The organism is Brevibacillus sp. M2.1A, assembly GCF_013284355.2.
Lineage (GTDB): Bacteria > Bacillota > Bacilli > Brevibacillales > Brevibacillaceae > Brevibacillus.
Genome location: NZ_JABSUY020000001.1, coordinates 4342543 through 4366199 on the forward strand (window position 1 = coordinate 4342543; position 23657 = coordinate 4366199).

The following is a 23657-nucleotide window of genomic DNA, read 5'->3' on the forward strand; positions in this document are numbered from 1 at the left end:
GGGGGATTCATATGGAGGAAGCCAGTCGTTTACGCGAAAAAATCCTTCGACTAGAGGCTGAGCTAGAGCACTCTAAACAACAATTGCGACTCATTCAACAGGATTGCAGTCACGTCTATATCGAAACGCCACTTACGCGTACATGCTCCAAGTGCCTGCAATCCGAAAGCCTCTATTATTAAATAGAAAAAGGTCGAAATCCTTTTGGAGGATCTCGACCTTTTTTTCTTGCTTATTTCGCCATTCCGACTTGCAACGGAAGTCCTTCTTTATAATAGAGAGTGGGCGATAACAGGATGAAGAAAATATGGACTTGCAAAAAGCCTTGCTTCTTCAAAATGCCGTGGACGGCGTTTGCAATCGCATCATGTTGCTTTTGTTCACGGGGAAACATCATGATCTCTACAGACAAAGGACTGTTCGTTAGTTGCTCTACCTGAAGCAGCTCCAATTTCACCTTTTCTTGAGCTACCTCAGCAATTTTGGAAAACTCTTCTATAAGAATCTGAGAAATGGGCTCTATGTCTTGCTTCGCAAAGCCTTTAAACCGAAGAAACGGCAAGTCAATTCCTTCTTTCGTAAATGAGTTCGCACAGTCATTATAAACAAGTCTCTAATTGTATATCAACGAAAAAAGGATTAAAGAAAGTGAACAACAAACATTCCCAACTGGGGCGAGGGACAAAAAGAGGGCCATATCAGAGAGCAGCTCCCTTCCATGAGGTGTGGTGGACGTACCACGGAAGGAGGAAGCAGCTCAACCAGATACAGCCCAACCCGCTAACCCAGTTACTTTATACAGGTAGTATAGCTCGAATTTAATACTTAATCAATAAAAAAGTTTCGTAAAATTCTAACAGGAATGCATCCCCCAGTTCCACATACATAGGATGATAAACACAAAGAAGCAATATTAAAAACATCCCACTATTTATGGGATGTTCAGACTGAAGAGAAACCCCCATTTTGGGGATTTCTTTTTGGTATTGTTCCAGCACGAAGTGCTGAAAAAGAGGATAGCCTGCACCTAACTTGCTTTCGCTAGGTGTAGTGCTATCTTTTTAATGTTTTGAACTGTTGCTGTCATCAATACCTGCTCTTGGACATTTTCACGTCCGCGTAACCTACAATAGCGAAGCCCATGCAGTTCTTTAGCATCTGCAAAGCTTCGCTCTATGGTTTGGTATCTTAATCTATACAAATATTTCCCTGATTTACTTAAACGGTTCTGTCGAACCCATTCCTTACTCTCTTCCCAAACGTGCCTGCTTATCACCTTTTGGTGATTTTTAGATCGGGTACACTCAGTAAGCCTTGGACAAGTTTTACAAATTTCTTTATTGGACTTATACATCCTGTATCCGTTTCGATCAGTAGTCGAATAAGTAAGCTTATGTTTTTGAGGGCATATGTACACATCGGACTCCAGAGCATATTTAAAACGCCATTTAGCAAAAAGGCCTTTAATAGGTGTAAAGGCACGATGACCGATGACAGCAAATACATTTATATCGTGAAGTGCCTTGCAGATTGGAGTAGTTAAGTAACCAGCATCTAATGCAATTGCTTCAATTGTATCCTTAAACCCAAACTTCTCGATTTGGAGATTCAGCCTATCTATGTAAGGAACGGAATCATGGACATTGCCAGCAGTGACATGGACATCGGTAATAATATTGTACTTATGATCGACGGTCCGGTGATCGAGATAGAAAAAGCCTTCGGGCTTGCTGTCTCGAACCATGTAGCCACTTTCTGGATCAGTAGTACTCACCTTGATTTCCTTTTCTTCCTTCACACCCTCTCTAGGCTTTAATCCTTTTTTCCATGTACTTCGCGGTCTTCATTAATTGCTGCCTCTAAATCTTTGAGATAGGCACGACTCGTTTTCTCGATGACATGCTTCTTAAATTTTCGTTTATTCGCATTTGCTTTAAGATGCGTGGAATCACTTATCAATACACGTCCAGCGACCATTCGATGCTGAATCGCCAAACGCACAATTTCATCAAAAATCTCCTGAAAAACATTTGTATTTTTAAAACGGGTTCGACGATTCCAACTGATTGTTGTGTGATCTGGAACTCGATCTGTTAAAGAAAGGCCAAGAAACCAACGGTAGGCGATATTAGTCTGGATTTCTTTTTCGAGCTGCCTCTCTGAGCGGATACCGTAAAGGTATCCAATGAAAATCATTTTAAATAAAACAATAGGATCAATGGAAGGTCTACCGTTATCCTCGCAATAATATTGACGTACTTTTTCTCGGATGAAAGAGAAATCTATATGTTTTTGGATGACCCTTAATAAATGGTCCTCTGGGACCAATTCATCGAGGCACACAAATTCGTAATGCATTTGCGGATTTTTATCATTGGAGGAAAGCACAATTATCACCTACTGTTAAATGTAATTATAAGAATTATAACAAATTAACGCGGTGTCGCTTTAAAATTAAGTGAAACAAAAATGGCTGTCGACTTTCTCGACAGCCTGAACATCCCACTATTTATGGGATGTTTTTTGTTCTGTGTTGCACCAAGAGACTCTACTCCAATACACAGTAATCAACAGGTAGATCAACAACTGCTTGAATACTCGGTTGCCGCAACGTATAGCCATCTGTCCATTCCGCGAATTGTACCTTAACCGTGACAGTTGGTCTTAACCACACAGCACCCTTGAACCTTGCTGGGGTATTTACAAATGGCATATCATTTTGTATCAAAGGTACAATCTTTTCCGTCAAGACCATCCAGTCATTTCGAGTTAATTTGCCTGTTCCTGCGTGGCCTATATAAAATAAGCGCCCTTCCAGATCATACAGCCCTAACAAGAGGGAATTCACAACGTTATCACGCAGCGTAACTCCCCCAACGACAGCTATGGTGTCACGATAGTATTTTTTCTTTTGCCATTGCTTCTCTTTCCCACCAATGACATATTTGCTGTTAAGATTCTTCATAACTATGCCTTCCATACCGTGTTGCTTAATGATCTCATACATAGCATTTCCATTATCATGACCATCAACCAATTGTACATGGTCATTGGGAATAATGATTTCTTGTAATAAGTTGATACGTTCGCTCAATGTAAGATCGATTTTCCACTCATTATTTGTGAATATGACATCAAAGATCATATAGGTAATGGGGACAGCCTTCTGTGCCTGGCTGACTTTCTCCAATCGTCTAATCCCATCCCGCCGCATCACTTCATGAAATGACGGTTTTCCGTCAGTTCCTAATGCAATCACTTCTCCATCTAAGATCACCGAGCGAGCATTGCAATACGTCTGTATGTGAGCTAACTCTGGGTATTGGTGGGTCCGCTCATTTATTCTCCGATTGTATAAACGAGTTCCCTGTCCATCAAAGTAAGTCAGGATTCGAACCCCATCCCATTTAACTTGGGCAATCCACTCGTCCCCTTGGGGTATATTCTCACAGCTAATTGGCTCCATAGGTATAATTGGATTCATTTTTCACCTCAGAAAAGGGGGCAAAATTCCTTAAGAATACTTAAGTTTTGAGAAACTTCCTTGCTTGAGTTTGTCCCAATTAAAGAAGAGTATTCTTGAAAATAATGCCACGCTCAGTCCCACCGCCCGCGAGGGAACAATGTGGCTTGTGGCGGAACATCTGCTTCAATATTTAATACTGCAATTCAAGGAATTACCAAGGATATCATTCTGTTATATTTTTTGTTACCATCTGTTATAGTCATATAAACCTCTATTCATTTGTATTATTGACGATTTTAACAACCTGTATTATATTTAAAACTACATTTGTATTACTTTAGGAGGAAGCATTGTATGTCTAACCATACATCGTTCAATGCATCACGAAATGACAGTGGCATTCACTATTACGAAACCTATGAAGAAAGCCTTACTCTTTGGCCAGTTACTTACGAAGCATTTTATGTATCTACCCGTTTCGGACAAACGCATATTATTGCAAGTGGACCAAAGGATGCACCACCACTCGTATTGCTACACGGAGCATTGTTTAGTTCCACCATGTGGTATCCAAATATTGCTGATTGGAGCCGCAAATACCGGACATATGCAATTGATATCATGGGCGATAAGAACAAAAGTATTCCTGAGGATTTAAACGGTACGAGAGCGGGTTATGCCGAATGGCTTCTCGATGTGTTTGACAATCTAGGTATCAAAAAGGCAAATATGGTTGGACTTTCGCTTGGTGGGCTTCATGTTATGAATTTTGTTTTACGTGCAGTCGAGAGAGTCGAAAAGGCAGTTTTACTTAGTCCTGCGGAAACATTCGTATCATTTCATCCAGATTTCTACAAATATGCTCTTGGTCTTACTCTGCCTAACGGCGTTGAGAATTTTTTAAAGTGGATGATGGGCGATCGTTACGTGTTACACCCACATTTTGCAAAGCAGTTTCAAGCGGGAGTGATGTGGGAGGATGAATTACGAAATCCACAACCAAAAGCTGATGGATTCCCGTATGTTTTCACTGACGACGAATTAAAATCAGTAAAAGTTCCGATTCTCTTATTGCTTAGCGAGCACGAAGTCATTTATGACCCACAATCGGCCTTACATCGCGCTTCGACTTTTGTTCCCGGTATAGAAGCGGAAATCGTAAAAAATGCTGGCCACGTTTTGTCGATGGAACAGCCAGAATACGTTAATGGACGTGTATTGAGATTTTTAGATTAATGAAAGACAGAAAAAAGTTGAATGCAAAGATGTATAAAGGCTGGCGCGCTTTCCCGGAAAGAATCCAGCCCCTCGTCAGTGTGTTTTGGAGTAAGGAACCCCTTGACTTTTGACCTCATTGTCGAAACGACCCAGCCTGTTTTGTTCTCCCCAGCCTTTGCTTGCCATGATTAAGGGCCTGCATTTCCCCGTAGCTTGTCAACAGCGCTATCAGTAAGAGGACAATGTAGACAACAGCGGTCGCTCCCCCAGCTATCGCTGATTTATCCTTAAAAAAGTCCCCAACCACTATCACGATCACACAACCACTTAAACAGACTGTCGTGGTCCATACCATGGACCTGTAAAATCGATAAAGCTTCGTTCCTTCGGGAATGAGGCTTTGCTCTCTTCCTTTATTCTTTCGCCTTACATGAACAAGCAAAAAGAGCGCCAGCGGCAATTGAAAGACGAGCACGATCAACGGCAAGCTATAGCTAATAAATTGATCGATATGTGCTATATTTGGAAACGCGAATATGGACGATACAACGATAAACCATCCACACGGTGCATTGAGTGTATTGTAATGCCTCTGTCCCCCAAACGATCCCACCCCCACTAAAAACGCCAAGTAAGCGACTATGACTTTAATTGTGAAAGCAGGAAACCAAACACTAAAGAGGATCATTTCGACCCTGTCCAGAAAATCTGTGATGTGAATTTGCTGGACGAGAATATAGATAGGGAAATTCAGTCGACCGGCGATAATGTAGCCCATCACCCCGAGCAAAACGAGCAACATAATCGTCGTTCCAAAACCAACAATAATGACCCCGTGCTTCATCGCAGCATAAAATAGCCGCGGCTCTACAATGGCATGTAAGAATGCCCCAATGAGAAATACATCACCATATACACCCACTGGAAAAAAGTTGCTGATCACGATCCGATCCAATCTATTCGTTAAAATTGGTTCCAATCGCTCTACGTTGTATTCATTCATTAGCAGGAAATATAACGATATACACATGAGGAAATAAAGAGGAAAATAAAGCTCATTTACTCGCGCCGCCACCTCAAGGCTCGTTTTACCATAGTACATTATCAGTAGGACGAAGACGAGTAAGATGACCTCCAATGGCGTGTTTGGCAATAACGAGATATGTAAAAAATCAGCAGCCCCTTTAATATCGATCGCCAGGATGATCCAAATATAAAACAAAATGAGTAGATTGACAGCTCCACCAATCCACTTCCCGCCAATAATAAACAAGATTTCAAAGATATTCTTCCCAGGGTAGGCCTCCACCAGCCCACTCAAAACGTAGGCGACAAAAATCGCATAAAAGATGGGGAAAATTTGAGAGAACCAACCATCCATCCTCGCTACCTGAACGACAGACCGCAAGAAACCGATCATCATCCCTGTCATCAAGACACTGCCGACGAGCCAGGCAATTTGCCGATGATTGACAACTTGCTTGTGAATCATACTTGGTCCTCCTTATACGAACTGATCCACCCACCACTTCACATGGGGAGAGAAAATGTTCATGATGTTACTCGTGGGTAGGATTTGATAATACTGGAATTGCAAAGCGATCAGATAAACAATCGTTAGGGTGTAAAAAATAACAATGACTCGTTGCTGTCTTCCATCTATGCCTTTTCGCTTCAGGATGAATTCTCCAATGGAATGTAACAGCATGAAGACAAAAAAAACCAGAAATATTCTATTCATGATCATCTTCACCTTTGGTTATATTCTTCGTTGTCTGTCCGAAATTGACCACGTTCACTTTGGATCGTATTTCGTATGTGATTTTCGGAAGTTCCTTATACCACCTGTTCCGATATCGGTCCCGCCACTCTCGCGGATAATTCCTTGACAACGCGATTCCTAACCCGATGAAGTCTGATTGTTTCTTTTGGATCGTTTGCATCATGTGGTTCACACCGTTATTGATTTGCTCGACGAGCTTCGCTTCCAGCATTCGAATATTTTTCTCTTCCTCGAGATCGAGGTTTGACTGATTCTCCACCACAACGGCAGAAGTGTATAAGTCAATTTTGAAATGGATGTGGTCCTTCCTAATCACAGGCTTGATATTCGCCCTTCCTTTCGAAAGAGTTATCGTAAGCCGTTCGTGCTTGGTAAGGGGGAGCACAATAGAAAACGGTGTAAATTCGCGTTGGAACAATCGCAAGCCGAGCAGCTCTTTGGGCTTCGCGATGGTTACGAGCTTGTCTTGTCGAAATAACCCTACCCCCGTCGCCTCTATTTCTTTTGACTTTCCTTTCGGATGGGAATCCACAGCCGCTAGAACGGGTAAGATGGCATCAACCCCTGGTGTACCGAGCATCTGGGCCACATCCTTCAACGTTACACTAATGCCCCCCATCTTGACCAACTCACGCATCGCTTCTCCTGAAAAACGTTCAAATTGCGGCTGTGCGGTTAGTAATTCGATTGCTTTGCCTTTTGTCATGACAATGTATGCTGTCAGTCTGTTTTCCGGAAAGCGTGCCACAATATCGAGCACATCGGACATTCCGTCCTTCGCCAGTTCTTCCCCTATCACGATCATCCGGTGATGGGAGTAGTAAATTCTCCGAGACATTCTTGCTTGGATCAAGCCATTTGCTTCCCGAATTGTCCTGCCCACTGCGGAATCAACGTAATAACTCTTATCACCACTCGTCCCCCCACCCCCTCCAGACTGTGCGCCTAGGCTGCTGACCAGGGGGACCTGAATGGAGAACCGATACCTTCCGTCTGGTTCCTTATCCATCGCCATTGCAATGACGATAGCCATGTCATTTACTTCGCGCCGATCCCAACAACCAGAAATCAGGAACATGCAGAGCGACACCACCAATATGCGGGTCACAGCCTTCACGATTGTCCCTCCTCGTTTGGATGACGGTTTCCTGTCATCCCTGATTGCCCTCCTCTTTGCTGCATAGAATTAGCAAAACCATCGTTCATACGCCTTGCGTTTTGAACTCCCAAAAAGCTCGGGCGTTTTTCCATCATCGACCATGGCGTTCTTATCAGGACGTCTTTGAGATCGCCGATTGACATCGGTGCCAGCGGAGATAAATATGGGACACCAAAAGAACGTAGGTTGGCCATATGTCCGAGGACTAGCAATAACGCTACCAGCATTCCATAGATGCCGAGGATCGAAGCCGCAATCATGATCGGAAAGCGCAGCATTCGCAATGAAATCGATGCATTAAAATGCGGGATGGTAAATGAGGCTATCCCTGTGAGCGATACAACGATAACCATGGGGGCAGAAACAATCCCTGCCTGCACAGCTGCTTGACCTACGACCAGCGCGCCTAAAATACTGACGGCTTGCCCGACCGTTTTCGGGAGACGAATCCCCGCTTCTCGCAAGGCTTCAAAAGAAATTTCCATGATAAAAGCCTCTACAATAGCAGGAAAAGGAATGGACTCGCGCGCAGCCGCAATACTTAAAAGGAGCGTGGTTGGCAGCATCTGTTGGTGATAAGTCGTTATGGCCACATATAAGGCAGGGGTAATGAGTGAAATGATGAGAAATACATAACGCAGTAGTCGTACAAGCGTAGCCATTTGAAATCGCTCGTAGTAATCCTCGCTGGCCTGCATCATCATCCAAAACGTAACAGGCACGATTAAAACCATCGGTGTCCCATCCACAAATATCGCGACACGTCCCTCCAGCAATGCCGCAGCGACCGTGTCTGGGCGCTCGGAATACATAACCTGAGGGAAAGGCGAGTATGTATTATCCTGGATCATCTCTTCGATATATCCGCTTTCCAGCACAGCATCTAAATTGATCTTACTGATTCGAGCAGTGACCTCCTGAACGATCTCTGGATCAGCAATCCCATCCAGAAAAGCAACCACCAGGTTGGTGTTTGTCTCACGTCCAACTACCAAGGACTTCATTTTCAATCGAGGTGTTCGCAATTTTCGCCGTAGCATCGACGTGTTCGTGCGAATATTTTCGATAAAACCCTCACGCGGCCCCCGTACGACCGCTTCTCCTTCCGGTTCGTTTACGGAGCGTTTTTCTGCTCCACGAATGCCGAGCGTAAGTGCTTCTGTATTTCCCTCTACAAGAATGCCTGTATCACCTGAAAGCACAGCCTGTAATAGCTTTTTATAATCGTCTACTCTTCCCATCTGGGAAACAGGCAAAAGTGACTCTTCTATCACTTTTATATCGTCATCGCCGTCTTCAAGCACCATTAACGATTTCAGTGCAGAATTGACCTCTTTGGTATCAATCAGCCCATCGACGAAGACAGCAATTGCACGGACACTGTTTTTTTGGCGGAATTCCCGTATGACAAAATCGGAGCAATCAGCGAACATTTTTTTCAACAGATCAATGTTCTCTCCCAATTGAGGCGAAATCGGTATACCCTCCAGATCAATCAAGCTGCAGGCATTCATCGTCTCAATCAGGTCCTTCATTTTATCTTTCTTCTTGAATTTCATTTCATCACCAACCACTGGAAAGCTACCCGTATTATGGTTGATTGGCAGGAAATATATGCAAAGAGGAATTCTCAATACATAGAGAATCGTGGGTGGGAGATAGTAGGAACACCTATACCGTTTCAAAAGAAGGTGAAAACGTCATTGCGTCCTGCAACAAAAGAGTACGAGCTGACGATCGACAATCACGTATTGTCCATCACAAATCCTGACAAGCCTCTATGGCCAGAGGCCGAGGTAACCAAGCTAGATTACTTGCGCTATTTGCTGATTGTTGCAGACCCACTGCTCAGGTATAGCAAGGATCGGCTCTTAACCGTCATTCGCTACCCGCACGGAATCGGTGACAAGCACTTCTATCAAAAAAATGCCCCAGACTATGCACCCGACTGGATACAAACGCATACATGGGAAAACGTACGTTACGTACTGTGCAATAACCGAGCGACACTCGTATGGATGGCGAATCAAGCAGCATTGGAGTGGCACGTCTCTTTTCATCTCGCCAAGGATGAGACTCCGACTGAGCTCGTGTTTGACCTCGATCCTTCCACAGATGATTTTGGTGTTGTGATAGAGTCTGCCCTCTTATTGAAAGAGCTGCTCGATGAATTACAGTTGCCTTCATGGGTCAAGACATCTGGTTCGAGCGGCTTGCAAGTTTATGTTCCGATCGAACTTTGCTATACGTTTGAACAGACCCGCCAAGTCGGACATTTCATCGCATCCTATTTAGTCAGCAAGCATCCCTCACTTTTAACCATCGAGCGTTTCGTGAAGAATCGGGGAAATAAGCTATACATTGATTATTTGCAACACTGGCGCGGTAAGACACTGCCAGCCCCTTATTCAACCCGCGCAAAAACACAGGCTACCGTATCAACGCCACTTCTGTGGAAAGAGGTTCCCCATTGTCATCCCACAGACTTCACCGTTTATACGGTACCCAAACGCCTGGAAACAATCGGAGATTTATTCTCATCCATTTCTGCTCCGACAAAGCGGTCCTCTCTTGATGGCATCCTCGGCTTTTTGCAGTCCCGGTAAGCCATTAGTTGGAATCCTGCAGTCTATTTGTGCTATACTTGGCACAGATGTTTTAAGGCAAGGAGGCACATTCATGATCGATCCGATCGCAATTGCAATCGGCCCCTTAAAGATTCACTGGTATGGCATTATTATGGGGCTGGCGTTTTTCTTGGGTACTTATCTCGCGCGCTACAATTCCAAACGTTCTGGCATTGATCCTGATCACGTCTTGAACATGGTGGTTCTGATCATTCCAGCAGCCATCGTTTGTGCAAGATTGTATTATGTTACGTTTGAATGGCAGCAGTACAAAGACAACCCACTGGACATCTTCGCAGTTTGGCAAGGCGGCTTGGCTATTCACGGCGGATTAATCGGTGGTGTTCTGGCAGGAACCTGGTATATTCGAAAGCATAATCTGCCGTTCCTTCGCTTGGCTGACATTTTTATGCCGAGTGTCATTTTGGGTCAAGCCATCGGGCGTTGGGGAAACTTTATCAACCAGGAAGCTCATGGTGGTCCAGTCTCTGCCGAGTTTATGGAAAAGTTCCCCGCATTCATCCGCGAGCAAATGTTTATCGGCGGACAGTACTACCATCCTACATTCTTGTATGAATCGATATGGAACCTTATCGTGTTTGGCATTCTCGTGCTCATACTGTACCGATTCAAAAAATTCGATGGACAGGTCTTGTTCAGCTACATGATCCTGTATTCGATTGGACGCTTCTTCATTGAGGGCATGCGTACAGACAGTTTGTTGATAGCCGATACCCTGCGTGTCGCTCAATTAGTCAGTCTGTGCTTGATTGCTGCCGGTGTCATCTTGCTACTCGTGTTTGCACGCAAAAGCAAGCAGGCCGGACATTCCCAAAACTCGATCGAATAACGTCAACATGCCATATCCATTGCCACTCAGGTCTGCACGACTGGGTGGTTTTTTCTTTGCCTTGTCTGAATTGTCGCAATGCAGGCAATAACTAGGAGAAAGAATAAAAAAGGATGGGAATAACATGGATGATGGAATTTTGGAAGAGTATCTCGATCGTTATGTACGTATTCATTTTGCTCCAGATATGATCGGCCAAGGATTATCTGCATATGCAGAAGGTAAATTGTATGATTACAGCCCCAATGGCATATTAATTGAAGAACGGGACGGCTCGCTGGACTATATCCCATTCTCTGCCATTCGCCTCGTGCAAATTAAACCTAAGCCTGGCTTATGGGAGCGTTTAACTGGATCAAGCTAATGAAAAAGACACCTCCCCGCGTACTCTACACGGAAAGGTGTCTGTTATCTATTGGATAAAGATGTAGCTCTACAGGAATACGTCAAACACGACGTAGCAGGCAGCAGCCAAAAGTCCGGTAATCGGAAGGGTAATGACCCAAGTGACCAAAATCCGGCCAGCCAAGCCCCATTTTACTGCGTTCAGCTTTTGCGATGCCCCTACCCCCAAGATGGCGGATGTGATCACATGCGTTGTGCTCACTGGCAGTTTCAAAGCTGTAAAGATTGTGATAATCAAGGCAGAAGACAGGTCTGCTGAGAAACCGGAAATTGGCTTGATTTTCATAATCTTACCACCCAAGGTCTTGATGATTCGCCATCCACCAAAGGCTGTACCTAAAGCCATTGCAAGAGCAGCTGAAAGTTTTACCCACAGTGGAATAACGAATTCGCCCGGTGCTTGTACCAAGAATCCTCCAGAAATCAAAGCAAGGGTGATTACGCCCATTGTTTTTTGCGCATCGTTGGCTCCATGGCTGAAAGCCTGCCAAGACGCTGACAATACTTGCATCGAACGGAAACCTTTATTGGTTTTGTGATACGCGGAGTTACGAACGAACCAAGACACCAACTTGATCACCACAAAACCAACAGCGAAGGCAACAAGCGGCGATACGATCAACGCTTGGATAATGCTAATGAAGCCTGACCAGTTAATGGCACCACTTCCTGCGGCACCAAAAGCGGCACCTGCAACGCCGCCGATAATCGCGTGCGAGGACGAGCTAGGAATTCCGAACCACCAGGTGATTAGGTTCCACAAAATCGCAGATGTCAACGCGGCCAAAACGACGACCAATCCATTTTCCAGCTTGAATGGATCAGTAATGCCTCCCCCGATTGTCTTCGCTACCCCCGTATACGAGAGTGCACCAATCAGGTTACACAAGGATGCAATAATAATCGCCGTTTTTGGACTTAATGCGCGCGTGGAAACAGAAGTCGCAATCGCGTTCGCCGTATCGTGAAAACCATTAATAAAGTCAAATGCTAACGCCATGATGACGACGAGTACGAGAATAATCACCTCTGGCGAAAGATCAAGCATTCTTTAACACGATCCCTTCTACCAGGTTGGAGACGTCCTCAGCGAAGTCAGCACAGTCTTCGAGCTTATCGTAAATCTCTTTGAGTTTGATCGCTTCCATTGGGTTGGTATCAGGAGAATTCAACAAATCAGATACCATTTTACGGTAGTTGGAGTCAGATTCATGCTCCAAATCTTTAATTTCCCCAGCGATTTGTGTAACGACTTTATGATCCAGTTTGCGCAGTGTGCGAATCAGCTCGATCAGCTTAGCCGAGCATTTCACCAAAATATTGGCTTGTGCCAATACACGTGGATCTGGTTGAGTCACTTGGTACAAATACATACGATCAGCAACACCGTCAATGTAGTCGATCATCGAGTCCATCGTATGAGCGAGTTGGTGAATGTCTTCACGCTCAAGCGGAGTGATAAAAGTAGAGTTCAACTCGTTCATGATGCGACGAACGATTTCGTCTCCTTCTTTCTCGACAGCCTTGATTGCCTTAACCTTTGTTTCCAGATCATGATAATTTCCTATCATTTCATAGAAAAGATGAGTTCCTTTGTGTACCGTGGCAATCTGCTGTTCGAACAGATCAAAGAAGATATACTTGTTTGATTTCAACATATGGGACTTCTTCACTCCTTTGAATAAATCACACCTAACAGATTATATCGAATGTTAATGTTTCCGTAAATTTAAAATCAAGGTCAAATGTGTATATTTTTCTTTAAGGAATTATTAAGTTTTTGTAAATGCTCTTTACAATAAAAAAAAACACCCATGTCAAGAGAGATGACGAGTGTTAGTCTTGCCAATATTTATCATTTCATTCGAAGCGACCATCATGCAATCTTTCCTTTTTTTCGCTTCATACATAAGCATATCTGCTTTTTTCGCTAACTCTTCCGCTGTTGCAGCATGGTGTGGATACGAGGCTACTCCGATACTGACCGTGACACCTGCCGCCTTCCAAATGGCCAAATGAATCATTGAATATTTTGAAATTATCCAAATCAATAAACAATAAAGTAACAGATTGATGATTGCTTTTTGCCAACTCTACTTCTTCAACCAATTTGTCCAGAAATCTGCGATTGACGAGAACGCCTGTAAGTGAATCATGATAAGCCATCTGCCGCAACCGCTCTACATATTTCCCTATTTGATAGGCAGCAACCGACTGAATGACACCCACAAGTAAAAGAAAGACAATCATGCTCTCATCCCTCGGCAATCCGTAACCGATCAGCCAAACCGAGATGATCACACAGGACACACCCAAGCTGATCCAGCGTGATCCCAAAGTACACTACCCCCGATCCATCCGATGTAACCTTCTTTCTATTCGTACATTAGACCTATCAAGCAAAACCACGAAACTGCCACTTATTCAATCAAGCGAATCATCGAAAGCTCCTGACAATCAGCCTGTGGTCTATGCACATGGTGCTGCATGAATTGGAACCAATTGGAAGGGATAAGCTAATGCCTAATAAAAATAGACGGGAGTGAATGAATGTATGCCCCGTATAGAAGCCGTGGCTACAGCAGTACCTTCCCATGAGATTACACAAGAGGACTCCATCAAGCTGGCGCGCCTATTTTTTCAAGATGCCTTTCCCGATATAGACCGTTTGTTACACGTGTTTGCACACAGTCGCATTCAAAAACGACATTTTAGTATGCCAATGGATTGGTTTTTGGAAGACCGGCCATTTGCAGAGAAAAATCAATTGTATATCGAACATGCGGAAGCTTTGGCAGAGGAAGCAGCCCGAAAGTGTTTAACGAAAGCTGGAGTTGAGCCGGCATCCATCGATTGTTTGATGTTTGTATCAAGCACTGGCATTGCGACCCCAAGCCTTGATTCCCGCTTGCTCCACCGCTTGGGACTCCGATCGCAAGCAACCCGTGTTCCGTTGTGGGGTCTTGGCTGTGCCGGTGGAGCGATGGGATTGTCTCGCGCATGTGAGTACACCCAGGCTTATCCCTCCCGGCGAGTATTGCTTGTGAGCGTAGAACTATGCGGCTTGACCTTTATCCGACAAGATTTGTCTAAAAGCAATTTGGTCGCAACGTGCCTCTTTGGAGATGGAGCTGCAGCCGTATTAATTGAAGGAGACCAAGTCTCGTCCTCTTCGGACACACCTAAGGTTCAATTTTGTGATGCGCGAACGACAACATGGCCGGACACCGTAGATGTCATGGGATGGGAATTGACCGATCCTGGGTTAAAAGTGATTTTCTCTCGCGATATCCCTACTCTCATCCGGTCTTCGATGCGAGAAAACGTGGAGAGTTTTTTGTCACCGCATGGGATGTCTATTGACCATCTACGTCACTTCATTTTCCATCCAGGTGGAGCCAAGGTATTAACGGCTTACCAGCGTTCTCTGGGCATTGGTACCGAAGCCACTCGTTTTTCTGAAGATGTCCTAACCAATTTTGGAAACATGTCTTCCCCTACGGTTCTGTTCGTCTTGGAAAAAAGCATGGAGAAGGCGTGGGAGCCAGGAGATCGCGGATTGGTCGCTGCGCTTGGACCTGGATTTAGCTCCGAGCTCTTACTTCTGGAGGCGAGATAGTCATGTTGCTCTTCTTTGGATTTGTCATGGCTGGAGTCGTGTTGCAGCGACTGGTGGAGCTACTCGTTGCCGTGAGGAATGCCCGCTATATCCGCTCAAAAGGGGGCTACGAAGTTGGGGCGAGTCATTACAAATACATCGTCCTTCTTCATTTTCTCTTTTTTCTCTCGCTTATTTTCGAAGTGGTGGGAAAAGGCAGTTCCATGGTTCTGCCCTCTTGGTGGGCGGTTCCGTTCAGCCTGTTTTTGATCGCCCAAGGACTACGTTATTGGTGTATTCGAAGCTTGGGCAAACGGTGGAATACACGCATCTTCATACTCCCGGGCGAGGCTCCGATCAAGCGAGGTCCTTATCGGTTCATTCGTCACCCCAACTACTTGGTCGTATCGCTTGAGCTACTCCTACTGCCCTTGACATTTTCCGCTGTGGCTACTGCTCTGACTTTTTCTCTCTTGAATGCCTGGCTGCTCCTGCGCATACGGATTCCAATGGAAGAAGCAAGCGTCTACGATGGTCATCGTGAGTCATAAAAACAAAAAGTCTTTGGCACACGCACATGCCAAAGACTTTTTATCAGACAAAAGGTTTATTCCTTGTCATTCAGCGGGAAAAGAAAAGAAGCTGTTACTCTTTCCCGTGAGGTGGATCTAGTGAATCGCACAACCATAGTGGAGCCTCAAGAGACGAAACGTATCATCGTCCGAGACTTTTTCGCTTTGATTGAAACGGTACCGAACAAGGATGACCAGGCTAGTATTCAAACATTTCTCCGCTATTTGCAAAGCCTGCTAAGAATCAAGCAAGTCGTTCCTCCCGTTGTGGAAATCATGACGGTTATCAAACAAAACAAGCCACTTCTCTACCACGCGGCACGCAGAATTACCCTTCCTTCAAGCAATTTGCACATGCTATTTCAGCTAGAAATGGATATTATGCTTGCCCACGAAAGGCTCCGTCAGTACGACAAATGATTTGGGTAGGCTTTGCCTTACCCTTTCAAGTTTTCTGGATTCAGACATTCAAGCTCTGCAATGACAAAACGACCATCTTTGCGAATCAGGACGTCATCAAACCAGATTTCCCCTCCGCCCCATTCTGGACGCTGGATGGAAACCATGTCCCAGTGCACAGACGATTTGTTGCCATTGTAAGCTTCGTCATAGCATTGACCAGGCGTGAAGTGGAAGCTTCCGTCTATTTTTTCGTCAAACAAGATATCTTTCATCGGGTTGCGAATGTAAGGATTCACACCGATAGCGAATTCCCCAACGAAACGCGCTCCCTCGTCCGTATCCAAAATTTGATTCAAGCGTTCGGTATCGTTCGCTGTTGCTTCCACAATTTTGCCGTCCTTGAAGGTCAGGCGGACATTTTCGAATGTGAAGCCGTGGTATGGTGTTGGCGCATTATGAGTGATAACGCCATTTACGGAATCCTTTACAGGTGCTGTATACACTTCACCATCCGGTATATTGCGCAGGCCAGCACATTTTACAGCAGGAATGTCCTTAATTGAGAAGGTGAGATCCGTTTCAGGTCCTACCAAGCGTACCTTGTCTGTGCGATTCATCAAGTCAACCAGACTGTCCATTGCTTTGTCCATTTTCGCGTAATCCAGGTTACATACCTGGAAGTAAAAATCTTCAAAAGCTGCTGTAGACATGTTCGCAAGCTGTGCCATGGAAGGATTCGGATAACGAAGAACAACCCACTTCGTTTTAGGCACGCGCACATTCATCACGGGCAGCTCATACAGGCGAGAATAGATGCCGAGCTTGTCACTTGGAACATCAGCCATCTCATTGATGTTGTTCGCTGCACGAATGCCGATATAACCTTGCATTTTCTCCATGAGTTCAACTTCATGTTGAGCCATGGTCTTTAACTGATCTTCATTGCAATTCATTGCGATTTCTCGGCTTACGGCGGGATCAATCAATTGAACATAAGGACTGCCGCCTGCTTTGTAAATCTCACGCACGAGGGCTTGCACCAAATCCGGTGTGTCCCCTTTCGCGTTGATCAAAATGTTTTCCCCTGGCTGTACTCGTACAGAATAGTTAACCAGATTGTACGCTAATTGATCTAATCGTGAGTCTCTCATTCGTGGCACACCCTTTTTAAATTTTCTGATTCCTCTTGTATTTTTACCGATACAATCTACTAAGTCAATAAAAAATTTTTTATCAACGAAACAAAAAGCGGCCAGCCTTCTTACATCCAGGCTGGCCTTGCTCTTTTCTTCCGTTTTTACATCGTCTGTTTCCTGTCCTCAATGGTTCCCATCTTGTACATGTCACTGACCAGCTCCCGTGTCGTTGCCAGTCCAGCCGTATATTCGTCTGCCGCTTGATAGTAGACGGCTCCGCCTGCATCCTCCATGCCCAACTCTCTCGCCCTGGATCGAGCCTGATCCTTATCATAACCTGCCATTTTCATTCCTCCTTCCCTTTGGTTGAATCCGCTTTAGTTTGTACGGGAATCTCCAGCTTTAGCCAAAAAGGCGCCTTGCCCAATTCGAGGGACAAAGCGCCTTTATTATCAGCTATGCTTATTTTTCGTTATCGGATTCTGGAGCGATCATTGCCCAACCAGCTGCTGGAGCACTCACAGGAGTTACGCCACCAGTTGTAACAAATTGATCTACTCCTGGCATCATTGCCCAACCAGCTACGTTAGAGATGACTGGAACATATTGACCACTTACCCATACATACTCATCTTTACCTGGCATGATAACCCAGCCACCTTGTTGAGTCAAACCTTGAATTGGAGTAACGGTTTGTGGAGTCGCAGGTTTTACTTCAGGTTTAGTTGCTGGTGCAGTTGTTGTTGCATCAGTTGCCGGCTTTTCTTCAGTAGTTGCTGGTTTTTCTTCAGTAGTCGCTGGTTTTTCTTCAGTAGTTGCCGGTTTTTCTTCAGTTGCAGTTGTTTTTGCTTCTGTTGCAGTAGTCGTTTCAGTAGCTTTTACTGCCTCTTCAGCAAATGCAGCTTGTGTGAAGAGAGCTGCTCCTAAGATACAAGAACTCATGATCAGTGTGCTTTTCTTTTTCATATGTGTACACTCCCATTCCGCGGTACACACTTTTGTCTTACACGAATGTCCCCAAACCCGAACTTGAAGGTATGCTATATGCACTGCTGCATTTTCCTGAGAAAATACGTAAACTGCTCTAATTCGTCGTCAGTCAGATTCTCCAGCAGCTTTCCCACTAGTGCTCTCCTGTGGCACAGAAGTCCTTCCAGAGTTGGGACGGCTTGTTGTGACAAAGTGACCCACACGACACGTCGATCCTGTTCGTCTCGAACCCGGTCAATAAAACCGGCCTTAACCAACCGATTGAGTGCGATTGTGGTGGCACTATTGGATAACTTCAAAATAGTCGCCAGCTCAGAAACTGTGCTTCGTCCTTTTTGATGTAGCACACGCAACAAGATAAACTGCTTCGGACTGATTGACTCTTCCTCTAGCCAATTGTTAATAAAGAAACGAGCAATCTCGACAAAAACTCGATCCAGTTCCTCAAGTTTACTGGCACGGGACATATTGCTCACGACATCACCTATTTTCGGAAAATTAATAATATAAGTACTTTTACTATAAAACTATATAGCCTAAGTACCGGAAGATCAATAGCACTCCCGAAATTATTTCTTTTCACGAAAGATATGTATGAGCCAGACAAAGTGTTTACCACTTAATATTTTTATTGTAAAACTTATTTCAAGAACATCTTAACTCAAACAGGAAAAACTGACAATAGATATGCTTGTAAAATAATGTTACGACTTTTTCCGTTTTATCCACGAAGCCAATTATTTCCTTGAATCATCTTTCGTATCTATTCGTAAAGCATGTATAATGGGAAGACAGCCTTACACACACGAGGCATTTGACTCAGGCATGTTTGCCAAAGAAATCACATACATAGGAGAATTTCAATGGAACAAACCAACCCTACACCAAAATGGAAAGTGGAATTGCTTGATTGGTTAAAATCGTTTGTCTTGATTGGCGGATTGACTGCCTTCATCTACGTATTTGTCATGGCTCCCTACGTCGTCCAAGGGCGTTCCATGGAAAGTACGTTGCATGACCGCGAGCGCGTCATCGTAAACAAAGCGATTTACTACCTAAAAGAACCGCAACCTGGCGATATCGTCATCATTCACCCGGATGCAACTGGTGACAACTGGATCAAGCGCGTGGTCGCAGTAGCTGGCGACACCGTTGAAGCCAAAAATGATCAAGTGTATGTCAATGGCCAACCCCTCAGCGAAGAGTATTTGGTCGAAAACAAGCTAAAAACCTCTACAGCTGGTGTAACGTTAACCGAAGATTTTGATCCTGTAAAGATTCCAGAAGGCAGTGTATTTGTCATGGGGGATAATCGCAACAATAGTATGGACAGCCGCGTTATTGGCCCTGTTCAACTGGATCATGTAGTCGGACGAGCAGAGGTTGTATACTGGCCGCTGTCCCAGATTCGCCTCCCACGTTAACATTTATTCAGGCAGCAAAAAGCCGCTCCTTATCGGGGCGGCTCTTTTCGTTTTCGATGGCGTTATTTGTGGGCAATGGTCGCTTCCGAAAAATAATCCTCCAAAGTAAGACCACTTGCCATAATTTCTTTCGCCATTTCCTTCCCTACATAACGCAAATGCCAAGGCTCATACGCATATCCAGTCGTATCTTCCTTGCCTTTCAAATAACGAATAACAAACCCATAGTCTGCACAGTTGGCTGCCAGCCATATACCTTCTGGTGTCTCAGCAAATGATTCTTCCAAGCGTGTGCTTGCATCATATCCGGACACATCCATAGCCAAGCCAGTCTGATGCTCGCTCTTTCCAGGTACCGCACTGTAAGCAGCAGCATGTTCAGCACCTTGCGTCCTTACATACGTTTCGTACAGCGATTTTTGGGTCTTATACGAGCGGTAGCCAGAAACGGCATACAGTTCAATGCCTTCTGTCTTTGCTTTGGCAAACAGTTCTTCTAAAGCTTGTGCGGCTTCTGCTCTCAGCAATCGCTTCTCCACTTTTTCATCAAAAGGAAATGGAACATTCGGCTCTACCAAATCCGGTGGAATATAATCGCCAGGCAATGCCCGCTGTTTATTTACGACAACCGAGAGATCTGTAGCATTCGTAACGGTTGGCACTCCATCCACATCTTTTATCGTCTCTGCAAGAGATGCCCGTTGGGGACGTGCTTTCTCCTCTTTATTTGGCTCAACTGTCGTTGATTGTGTTCCCTCAGCTGCCGGCTGTCCATTCGATTCACTGGATAGCAATCCGCCTAATGAGGGAGGTTCACATCCACTGAGTAGTGCTACTGATAATGCTGCGACGATCGCAAGGCTGCTGGTGCGATTTTTGTTCATGATCGATCCTCCTGGTTCCTTACAGACACATATGTCTGCTCTACCTTACCACGGAGTACTACGAAAGAAAAGGTAGATAGGTCACGCTTTTTCAAAAGGTATATTCCTCGTTTAGGCTTTGGATAAGCGCCGGTAACCATTCATCCAGCGACCAAAATGGAAAGCCCGCTGCCTTAGCCTTACCGTTATTCATGTAAAAGGAAGCTGCAAATCCAAAGGGAGACGCATCAGAAGCATCTGTCGTTTTCTCGATTCGGACAGGTTTTCCGACTGTTTGCGCAATTGTCTCCATCAGCTCAGCAAGCGAAACAGTCCCATCCGAGCACGCATTCACTGGCCCTGTGATGGACGCTGTCGCCACCCATTCCAAAAATTGAGCTGCTTCCTGTGCATGTATAAAGCACATCTGGGTAGCGGGATTCGTGATCCCAATCGGCCGCTCCTCTTGCACATGCTCAATATGAAACCATAGCCGCCGTGTGTAATCATCTTCCGCCAGTACGATTGGAAAACGAACAGCTACGACAGGGAAGGCTTTTTCTTGAAAAAAGACGGCTTCTGCTTGACGCTTCCCCTCTTGATAAGTTATCTCGTCTCTCGTTTTCCGGTTGATTGCATACGTGTATGGATCAAATGCTTCTTCCTGTAGCGGTTCCTCGGCATAATCGTAGACGGACAAGGTTGAGGTCAAAACGTACTTTCCCACTTTCCCCCGAAAAACCTTACACGCATCCATTGCATTTTGAGAGGAATAACAGATATTATCGTACACCACGTCCCACTGCTCTTCCCCTGCAGCCATTAATGAGTGGATGTCATCGCGATCAAGCGTTATTCTTTTGACAGCGGCAGGTAACTCCACTTGGGTAAGTCCCCTCGTTGCCACCGTAACATCTGCCCCCGTTTCAACGAGAAGCTGGACCAATCGCTTTCCAAAAAATCGCGTTCCGCCGAGTACAAGTACTTTCTTCATTTTTGCTACATCCTTTCCTTGATCAGCCTACTTTTTGCTTTTCAACTCGATGGTTCGCTCTCCTTCCTTCCACACGACTGTATAGCCCAGCTTCTCGCCAACTTTTTTGACAGGCAAGTAAGGGATTCCCTTCACCATGACCACATCAGACTGGAAGGACGTCACTTTTTGTCCCAACCCTAACAGCAGCTTTTTGGCGTGAACATGTGCTACTCCATCTATCATCACTTTTTGCTCTGCTGTGTATGGGTAAACATGGCCGTTTACTTGTAAATCAAAAGGGCCATCTTTTTCTTTTGGAGACTGGATTGGCTGAGCAGCCGTATACGCGATGGCATCGACCCCGAGTACAGTGCCCTCGCGTGTGTTATCCGCCCCGCCGTACATTTTGCCTGTTTCAAAATCGTACACAATCGCTTGGACGTTGCCAATGTTCGTCGGTTCCTCAGCAAAGACGTGACCTTTTGCCATCAATTGCAGGATGACATCTTGGTCAATGCCCGCTTCCCACGTCACATTCGGATAGCTGCTCGAAAAAATGCGTGGCGCACGGATCGCATCCTCAATTTCCATTCCATGATCGATCACATTGAGAATCGTCTGCGATACAGAGGCGATAATCGTGGAACCACCAGGTGAGCCAATCGCTAAAAAAGGCTTCCCGTCTTTTAGCACCATGGTTGGCGTCATACTGGAACGCGGACGCTTTCCGGGCTCGACCTGATTGACTCCGCCAGGAATCGCGTCAAAATCTGTCAGCTCGTTATTGAGCATGAAGCCGTATCCCGGAACCATCACACCGCTTCCAAAAATATCTTCAATGGTGGTCGTATACGCCACGATATTCCCCCATCTGTCCATCACAGAGAAATGCGTAGTCTGCTTGACCGGAGATTGATCTCTCAGTTTTATCGACACCTCTGGCTTTTTTCCGGGATCGTACTTCCAAGGATCGCCTTCCACTATATCGGCATTCGCGGTCTCTTCATGAATGAGCTGACGCCGTTCCTTGATGTATTTGTCCGCAATCAGCCCCTTTCTTGGTACTGGATAAACATCCTCGTCCGCCATAAAAGCCGCCCGATCTGCGTAAGCGAGGTGGTTGGCTTCGATCAGATGATGCAAATAGGCTACCGACCCGATTCCGTCCTTTTTGTTATCGTAGCCTTCCATCAGCTTCAAAATCTGAATGAGTGTCAAGCCGCCAGAGCTGGGTGGTGCCATCGAAATCACTTCATATCCGCGATACATGCCGCGGACTGGTTCACGCTCCTTTACTTGATACGCCCGCAAATCATCGAGACTCATAGAGCCACCCGTTCTTTGTACTTCCTCAACGAGAGCCTTGCCAATTTCCCCTTCATACAAGGCATCTGCCCCTTTGTCGCGGATGATCTTCAACGTTTTCGCCAATTGGGGCTGAACCAGCATCTCGCCTTCTTTGAGTGGAACTCCGTTTGGCGCAAACACCTGTGCAGCCGTCTCGTGCTTCTTCAGCTTTTCCATGGAATTGGCAATAAATTGAGCGGACACCCAATTGACGCGAACTCCTTTTTCCGCTAATTCAATCGACGGTTCTATCACTTTTTCCAAGTCCCATGTCCCATACGATTTCAACGCCTGCTCTACGCCAAGCAATGTACCTGGGACACCTACGGCCTGACCGCTCGTATGTCTCTCCTCAAATGGGATCGGCTTACCATCTGCCTGTAAAAACATATCGGGAGTCACCTTAGCAGGAGCCACTTCTCGACTATCTATTACCGTCACTTTGTTTTGATCCTTGACATAAATCATCATAAAACCACCGCCGCCGATGCCGGACATATACGGTTCGGCCACATTCAACGCAAATTGGATTCCAGCCGCAGCGTCAATCGCATTGCCGCCCTTTGCCAGGATATCTCTACCGACCTGCGCCGCTGCTGGATGAGAGACCGCGACAATTCCTTTGGTAGCTCCTTGCACACCTGCTGGCACACCTGGGACTTTTCCCACAGCAAAATGCGGAAACGAAAGCACGGAAACAATCGAGAGGGCAACCAACATCCCTTTTTTCATGCGATCCCTCCTATTCCATTTCATTACTTCTTCTATTATTATAATTTTCAGCATTTTTTAAGGTCAACCCACATTGACAGTTGCCTTAGGCAAACTTTTCTTTACAGAA

At 45.3% G+C, this 23657-nt stretch carries 27 protein-coding genes; 9 read left to right on the top strand and 18 right to left on the bottom strand.

What is annotated here, in order from left to right:
• Positions 1–11: 11 nt before the first annotated feature.
• The gene (locus tag HP567_RS20810) at positions 12–182 is read left to right on the top strand and encodes a hypothetical protein (protein WP_173608069.1); all 171 of its coding nucleotides are present in this window, start codon (positions 12–14) and stop codon (positions 180–182) included.
• Positions 183–232: 50 nt separating this feature from the next.
• On the opposite strand, the gene HP567_RS20815 is transcribed toward HP567_RS20810, so the two are convergent.
• From HP567_RS20815 to HP567_RS20825, 3 genes are all read right to left on the bottom strand, one after another.
• A complete protein-coding gene (locus HP567_RS20815; RefSeq protein ID WP_173608070.1) occupies positions 233–562 on the bottom strand; it encodes a DUF1904 family protein in 330 nt (109 codons plus the stop codon).
• 465 nt (positions 563–1027) lie between these two features.
• A protein-coding gene (locus tag HP567_RS20820) for an IS1182 family transposase (protein WP_173608379.1) occupies positions 1028–2358 on the bottom strand; the annotation gives its coding sequence in 2 pieces (ribosomal slippage) (positions 1028–1818 and positions 1818–2358; 1332 coding nt in all).
• A gap of 190 nt (positions 2359–2548) precedes the next feature.
• Complete coding sequence (locus tag HP567_RS20825) at positions 2549–3484, bottom strand: ATP-dependent DNA ligase (protein WP_173608071.1); 936 nt, start codon at positions 3482–3484, stop codon at positions 2549–2551.
• A 336-nt stretch (positions 3485–3820) separates the two neighbouring features.
• Between HP567_RS20825 and HP567_RS20830 the strand changes: the two genes are divergently transcribed.
• Positions 3821–4702, top strand: a complete 882-nt coding sequence (locus HP567_RS20830) for an alpha/beta fold hydrolase (RefSeq protein WP_173608072.1) — start codon at positions 3821–3823, stop codon at positions 4700–4702.
• A 115-nt stretch (positions 4703–4817) separates the two neighbouring features.
• On the opposite strand, the gene HP567_RS20835 is transcribed toward HP567_RS20830, so the two are convergent.
• From HP567_RS20835 to HP567_RS20850, 4 genes are read right to left on the bottom strand one after another with little or no spacing between them, the layout of a single operon-like run.
• Positions 4818–6176, bottom strand: coding sequence for a GerAB/ArcD/ProY family transporter (locus HP567_RS20835; protein ID WP_173608073.1), 1359 nt, complete (start codon positions 6174–6176; stop codon positions 4818–4820).
• A gap of 12 nt (positions 6177–6188) precedes the next feature.
• Entirely contained in the window at positions 6189–6425 is a 237-nt protein-coding gene (locus tag HP567_RS20840; RefSeq protein WP_173608074.1) for a hypothetical protein, read from the bottom strand.
• Complete coding sequence (locus tag HP567_RS20845) at positions 6418–7584, bottom strand: Ger(x)C family spore germination protein (protein WP_173608075.1); 1167 nt, start codon at positions 7582–7584, stop codon at positions 6418–6420. Before HP567_RS20845 ends, HP567_RS20840 begins: the two co-directional genes overlap by 8 nt.
• The gene (locus tag HP567_RS20850; protein WP_370646657.1) at positions 7581–9161 is read right to left on the bottom strand and encodes a spore germination protein; all 1581 of its coding nucleotides are present in this window, start codon (positions 9159–9161) and stop codon (positions 7581–7583) included. Before HP567_RS20850 ends, HP567_RS20845 begins: the two co-directional genes overlap by 4 nt.
• Before the next feature lie 168 nt (positions 9162–9329).
• Here HP567_RS20850 and ligD point away from each other — a divergent pair, with 168 nt between their 5' ends.
• From ligD to HP567_RS20865, 3 genes are all read left to right on the top strand, one after another.
• Positions 9330–10232, top strand: a complete 903-nt coding sequence (gene ligD / locus HP567_RS20855; protein WP_173608077.1) for a non-homologous end-joining DNA ligase — start codon at positions 9330–9332, stop codon at positions 10230–10232.
• Between the two features lie 73 nt (positions 10233–10305).
• A complete protein-coding gene (gene lgt, locus HP567_RS20860) occupies positions 10306–11103 on the top strand; it encodes a prolipoprotein diacylglyceryl transferase (protein ID WP_173608078.1) in 798 nt (265 codons plus the stop codon).
• 124 nt (positions 11104–11227) lie between these two features.
• Positions 11228–11467, top strand: coding sequence for a hypothetical protein (locus tag HP567_RS20865; protein WP_173608079.1), 240 nt, complete (start codon positions 11228–11230; stop codon positions 11465–11467).
• 69 nt (positions 11468–11536) lie between these two features.
• Here the strand turns inward: HP567_RS20865 and HP567_RS20870 are convergent, their stop codons facing one another.
• From HP567_RS20870 to HP567_RS20880, 4 genes are all read right to left on the bottom strand, one after another.
• Positions 11537–12556 carry an inorganic phosphate transporter gene (locus HP567_RS20870; RefSeq protein WP_173608080.1) on the bottom strand — a complete coding sequence of 340 codons (1020 nt, stop codon included), beginning with the start codon at positions 12554–12556 and terminating at the stop codon, positions 11537–11539.
• A complete protein-coding gene (locus HP567_RS20875) occupies positions 12549–13166 on the bottom strand; it encodes a DUF47 domain-containing protein (protein WP_173608081.1) in 618 nt (205 codons plus the stop codon). Before HP567_RS20875 ends, HP567_RS20870 begins: the two co-directional genes overlap by 8 nt.
• Before the next feature lie 159 nt (positions 13167–13325).
• Positions 13326–13487 carry a hypothetical protein gene (locus tag HP567_RS30045; RefSeq protein ID WP_232773361.1) on the bottom strand — a complete coding sequence of 54 codons (162 nt, stop codon included), beginning with the start codon at positions 13485–13487 and terminating at the stop codon, positions 13326–13328.
• Positions 13411–13845 (bottom strand): GGDEF domain-containing protein, encoded by a 435-nt coding sequence (locus HP567_RS20880; RefSeq protein WP_370648027.1) that lies wholly within the window; start codon positions 13843–13845, stop codon positions 13411–13413. The genes HP567_RS30045 and HP567_RS20880 overlap by 77 nt, the downstream gene beginning before the upstream one ends.
• A gap of 217 nt (positions 13846–14062) precedes the next feature.
• On the opposite strand from HP567_RS20880, the gene HP567_RS20885 reads away from it, so the two are divergent.
• The 3 genes from HP567_RS20885 to HP567_RS20895 all read left to right on the top strand — a co-directional run bounded on the left by HP567_RS20885 (position 14063) and on the right by HP567_RS20895 (position 16098).
• The gene (locus HP567_RS20885; protein WP_173608082.1) at positions 14063–15127 is read left to right on the top strand and encodes a type III polyketide synthase; all 1065 of its coding nucleotides are present in this window, start codon (positions 14063–14065) and stop codon (positions 15125–15127) included.
• Between the two features lie 2 nt (positions 15128–15129).
• Complete coding sequence (locus HP567_RS20890) at positions 15130–15657, top strand: isoprenylcysteine carboxyl methyltransferase family protein (RefSeq protein WP_173608083.1); 528 nt, start codon at positions 15130–15132, stop codon at positions 15655–15657.
• A 120-nt stretch (positions 15658–15777) separates the two neighbouring features.
• Positions 15778–16098: a hypothetical protein gene (locus tag HP567_RS20895; protein WP_026043151.1), complete on the top strand. Its 321-nt coding sequence runs from the start codon at positions 15778–15780 to the stop codon at positions 16096–16098.
• 17 nt (positions 16099–16115) lie between these two features.
• Here HP567_RS20895 and HP567_RS20900 read toward each other — a convergent pair whose 3' ends face one another.
• The 4 genes from HP567_RS20900 to HP567_RS20915 all read right to left on the bottom strand — a co-directional run bounded on the left by HP567_RS20900 (position 16116) and on the right by HP567_RS20915 (position 18682).
• On the bottom strand, positions 16116–17231 hold the full coding sequence (locus HP567_RS20900; RefSeq protein ID WP_173608084.1) for an aminopeptidase: 1116 nt from the start codon (positions 17229–17231) through the stop codon (positions 16116–16118).
• 146 nt (positions 17232–17377) lie between these two features.
• Positions 17378–17560 carry a YozQ family protein gene (locus tag HP567_RS20905; RefSeq protein WP_173608085.1) on the bottom strand — a complete coding sequence of 61 codons (183 nt, stop codon included), beginning with the start codon at positions 17558–17560 and terminating at the stop codon, positions 17378–17380.
• Between the two features lie 118 nt (positions 17561–17678).
• On the bottom strand, positions 17679–18182 hold the full coding sequence (locus HP567_RS20910) for a hypothetical protein (RefSeq protein WP_173608086.1): 504 nt from the start codon (positions 18180–18182) through the stop codon (positions 17679–17681).
• A gap of 74 nt (positions 18183–18256) precedes the next feature.
• Positions 18257–18682 (bottom strand): MarR family winged helix-turn-helix transcriptional regulator, encoded by a 426-nt coding sequence (locus HP567_RS20915; RefSeq protein ID WP_015891940.1) that lies wholly within the window; start codon positions 18680–18682, stop codon positions 18257–18259.
• Between the two features lie 387 nt (positions 18683–19069).
• Here HP567_RS20915 and lepB point away from each other — a divergent pair, with 387 nt between their 5' ends.
• Positions 19070–19630, top strand: coding sequence for a signal peptidase I (lepB, locus tag HP567_RS20920; RefSeq protein ID WP_173608087.1), 561 nt, complete (start codon positions 19070–19072; stop codon positions 19628–19630).
• Positions 19631–19692: 62 nt separating this feature from the next.
• Here lepB and HP567_RS20925 read toward each other — a convergent pair whose 3' ends face one another.
• The 3 genes from HP567_RS20925 to ggt all read right to left on the bottom strand — a co-directional run bounded on the left by HP567_RS20925 (position 19693) and on the right by ggt (position 23548).
• Entirely contained in the window at positions 19693–20514 is an 822-nt protein-coding gene (locus tag HP567_RS20925; protein WP_173608088.1) for a M15 family metallopeptidase, read from the bottom strand.
• A gap of 91 nt (positions 20515–20605) precedes the next feature.
• On the bottom strand, positions 20606–21487 hold the full coding sequence (locus tag HP567_RS20930) for an NAD-dependent epimerase/dehydratase family protein (protein WP_173608089.1): 882 nt from the start codon (positions 21485–21487) through the stop codon (positions 20606–20608).
• A 27-nt stretch (positions 21488–21514) separates the two neighbouring features.
• Positions 21515–23548, bottom strand: coding sequence for a gamma-glutamyltransferase (gene ggt, locus HP567_RS20935; protein WP_173608090.1), 2034 nt, complete (start codon positions 23546–23548; stop codon positions 21515–21517).
• Positions 23549–23657 lie beyond the last annotated feature (109 nt).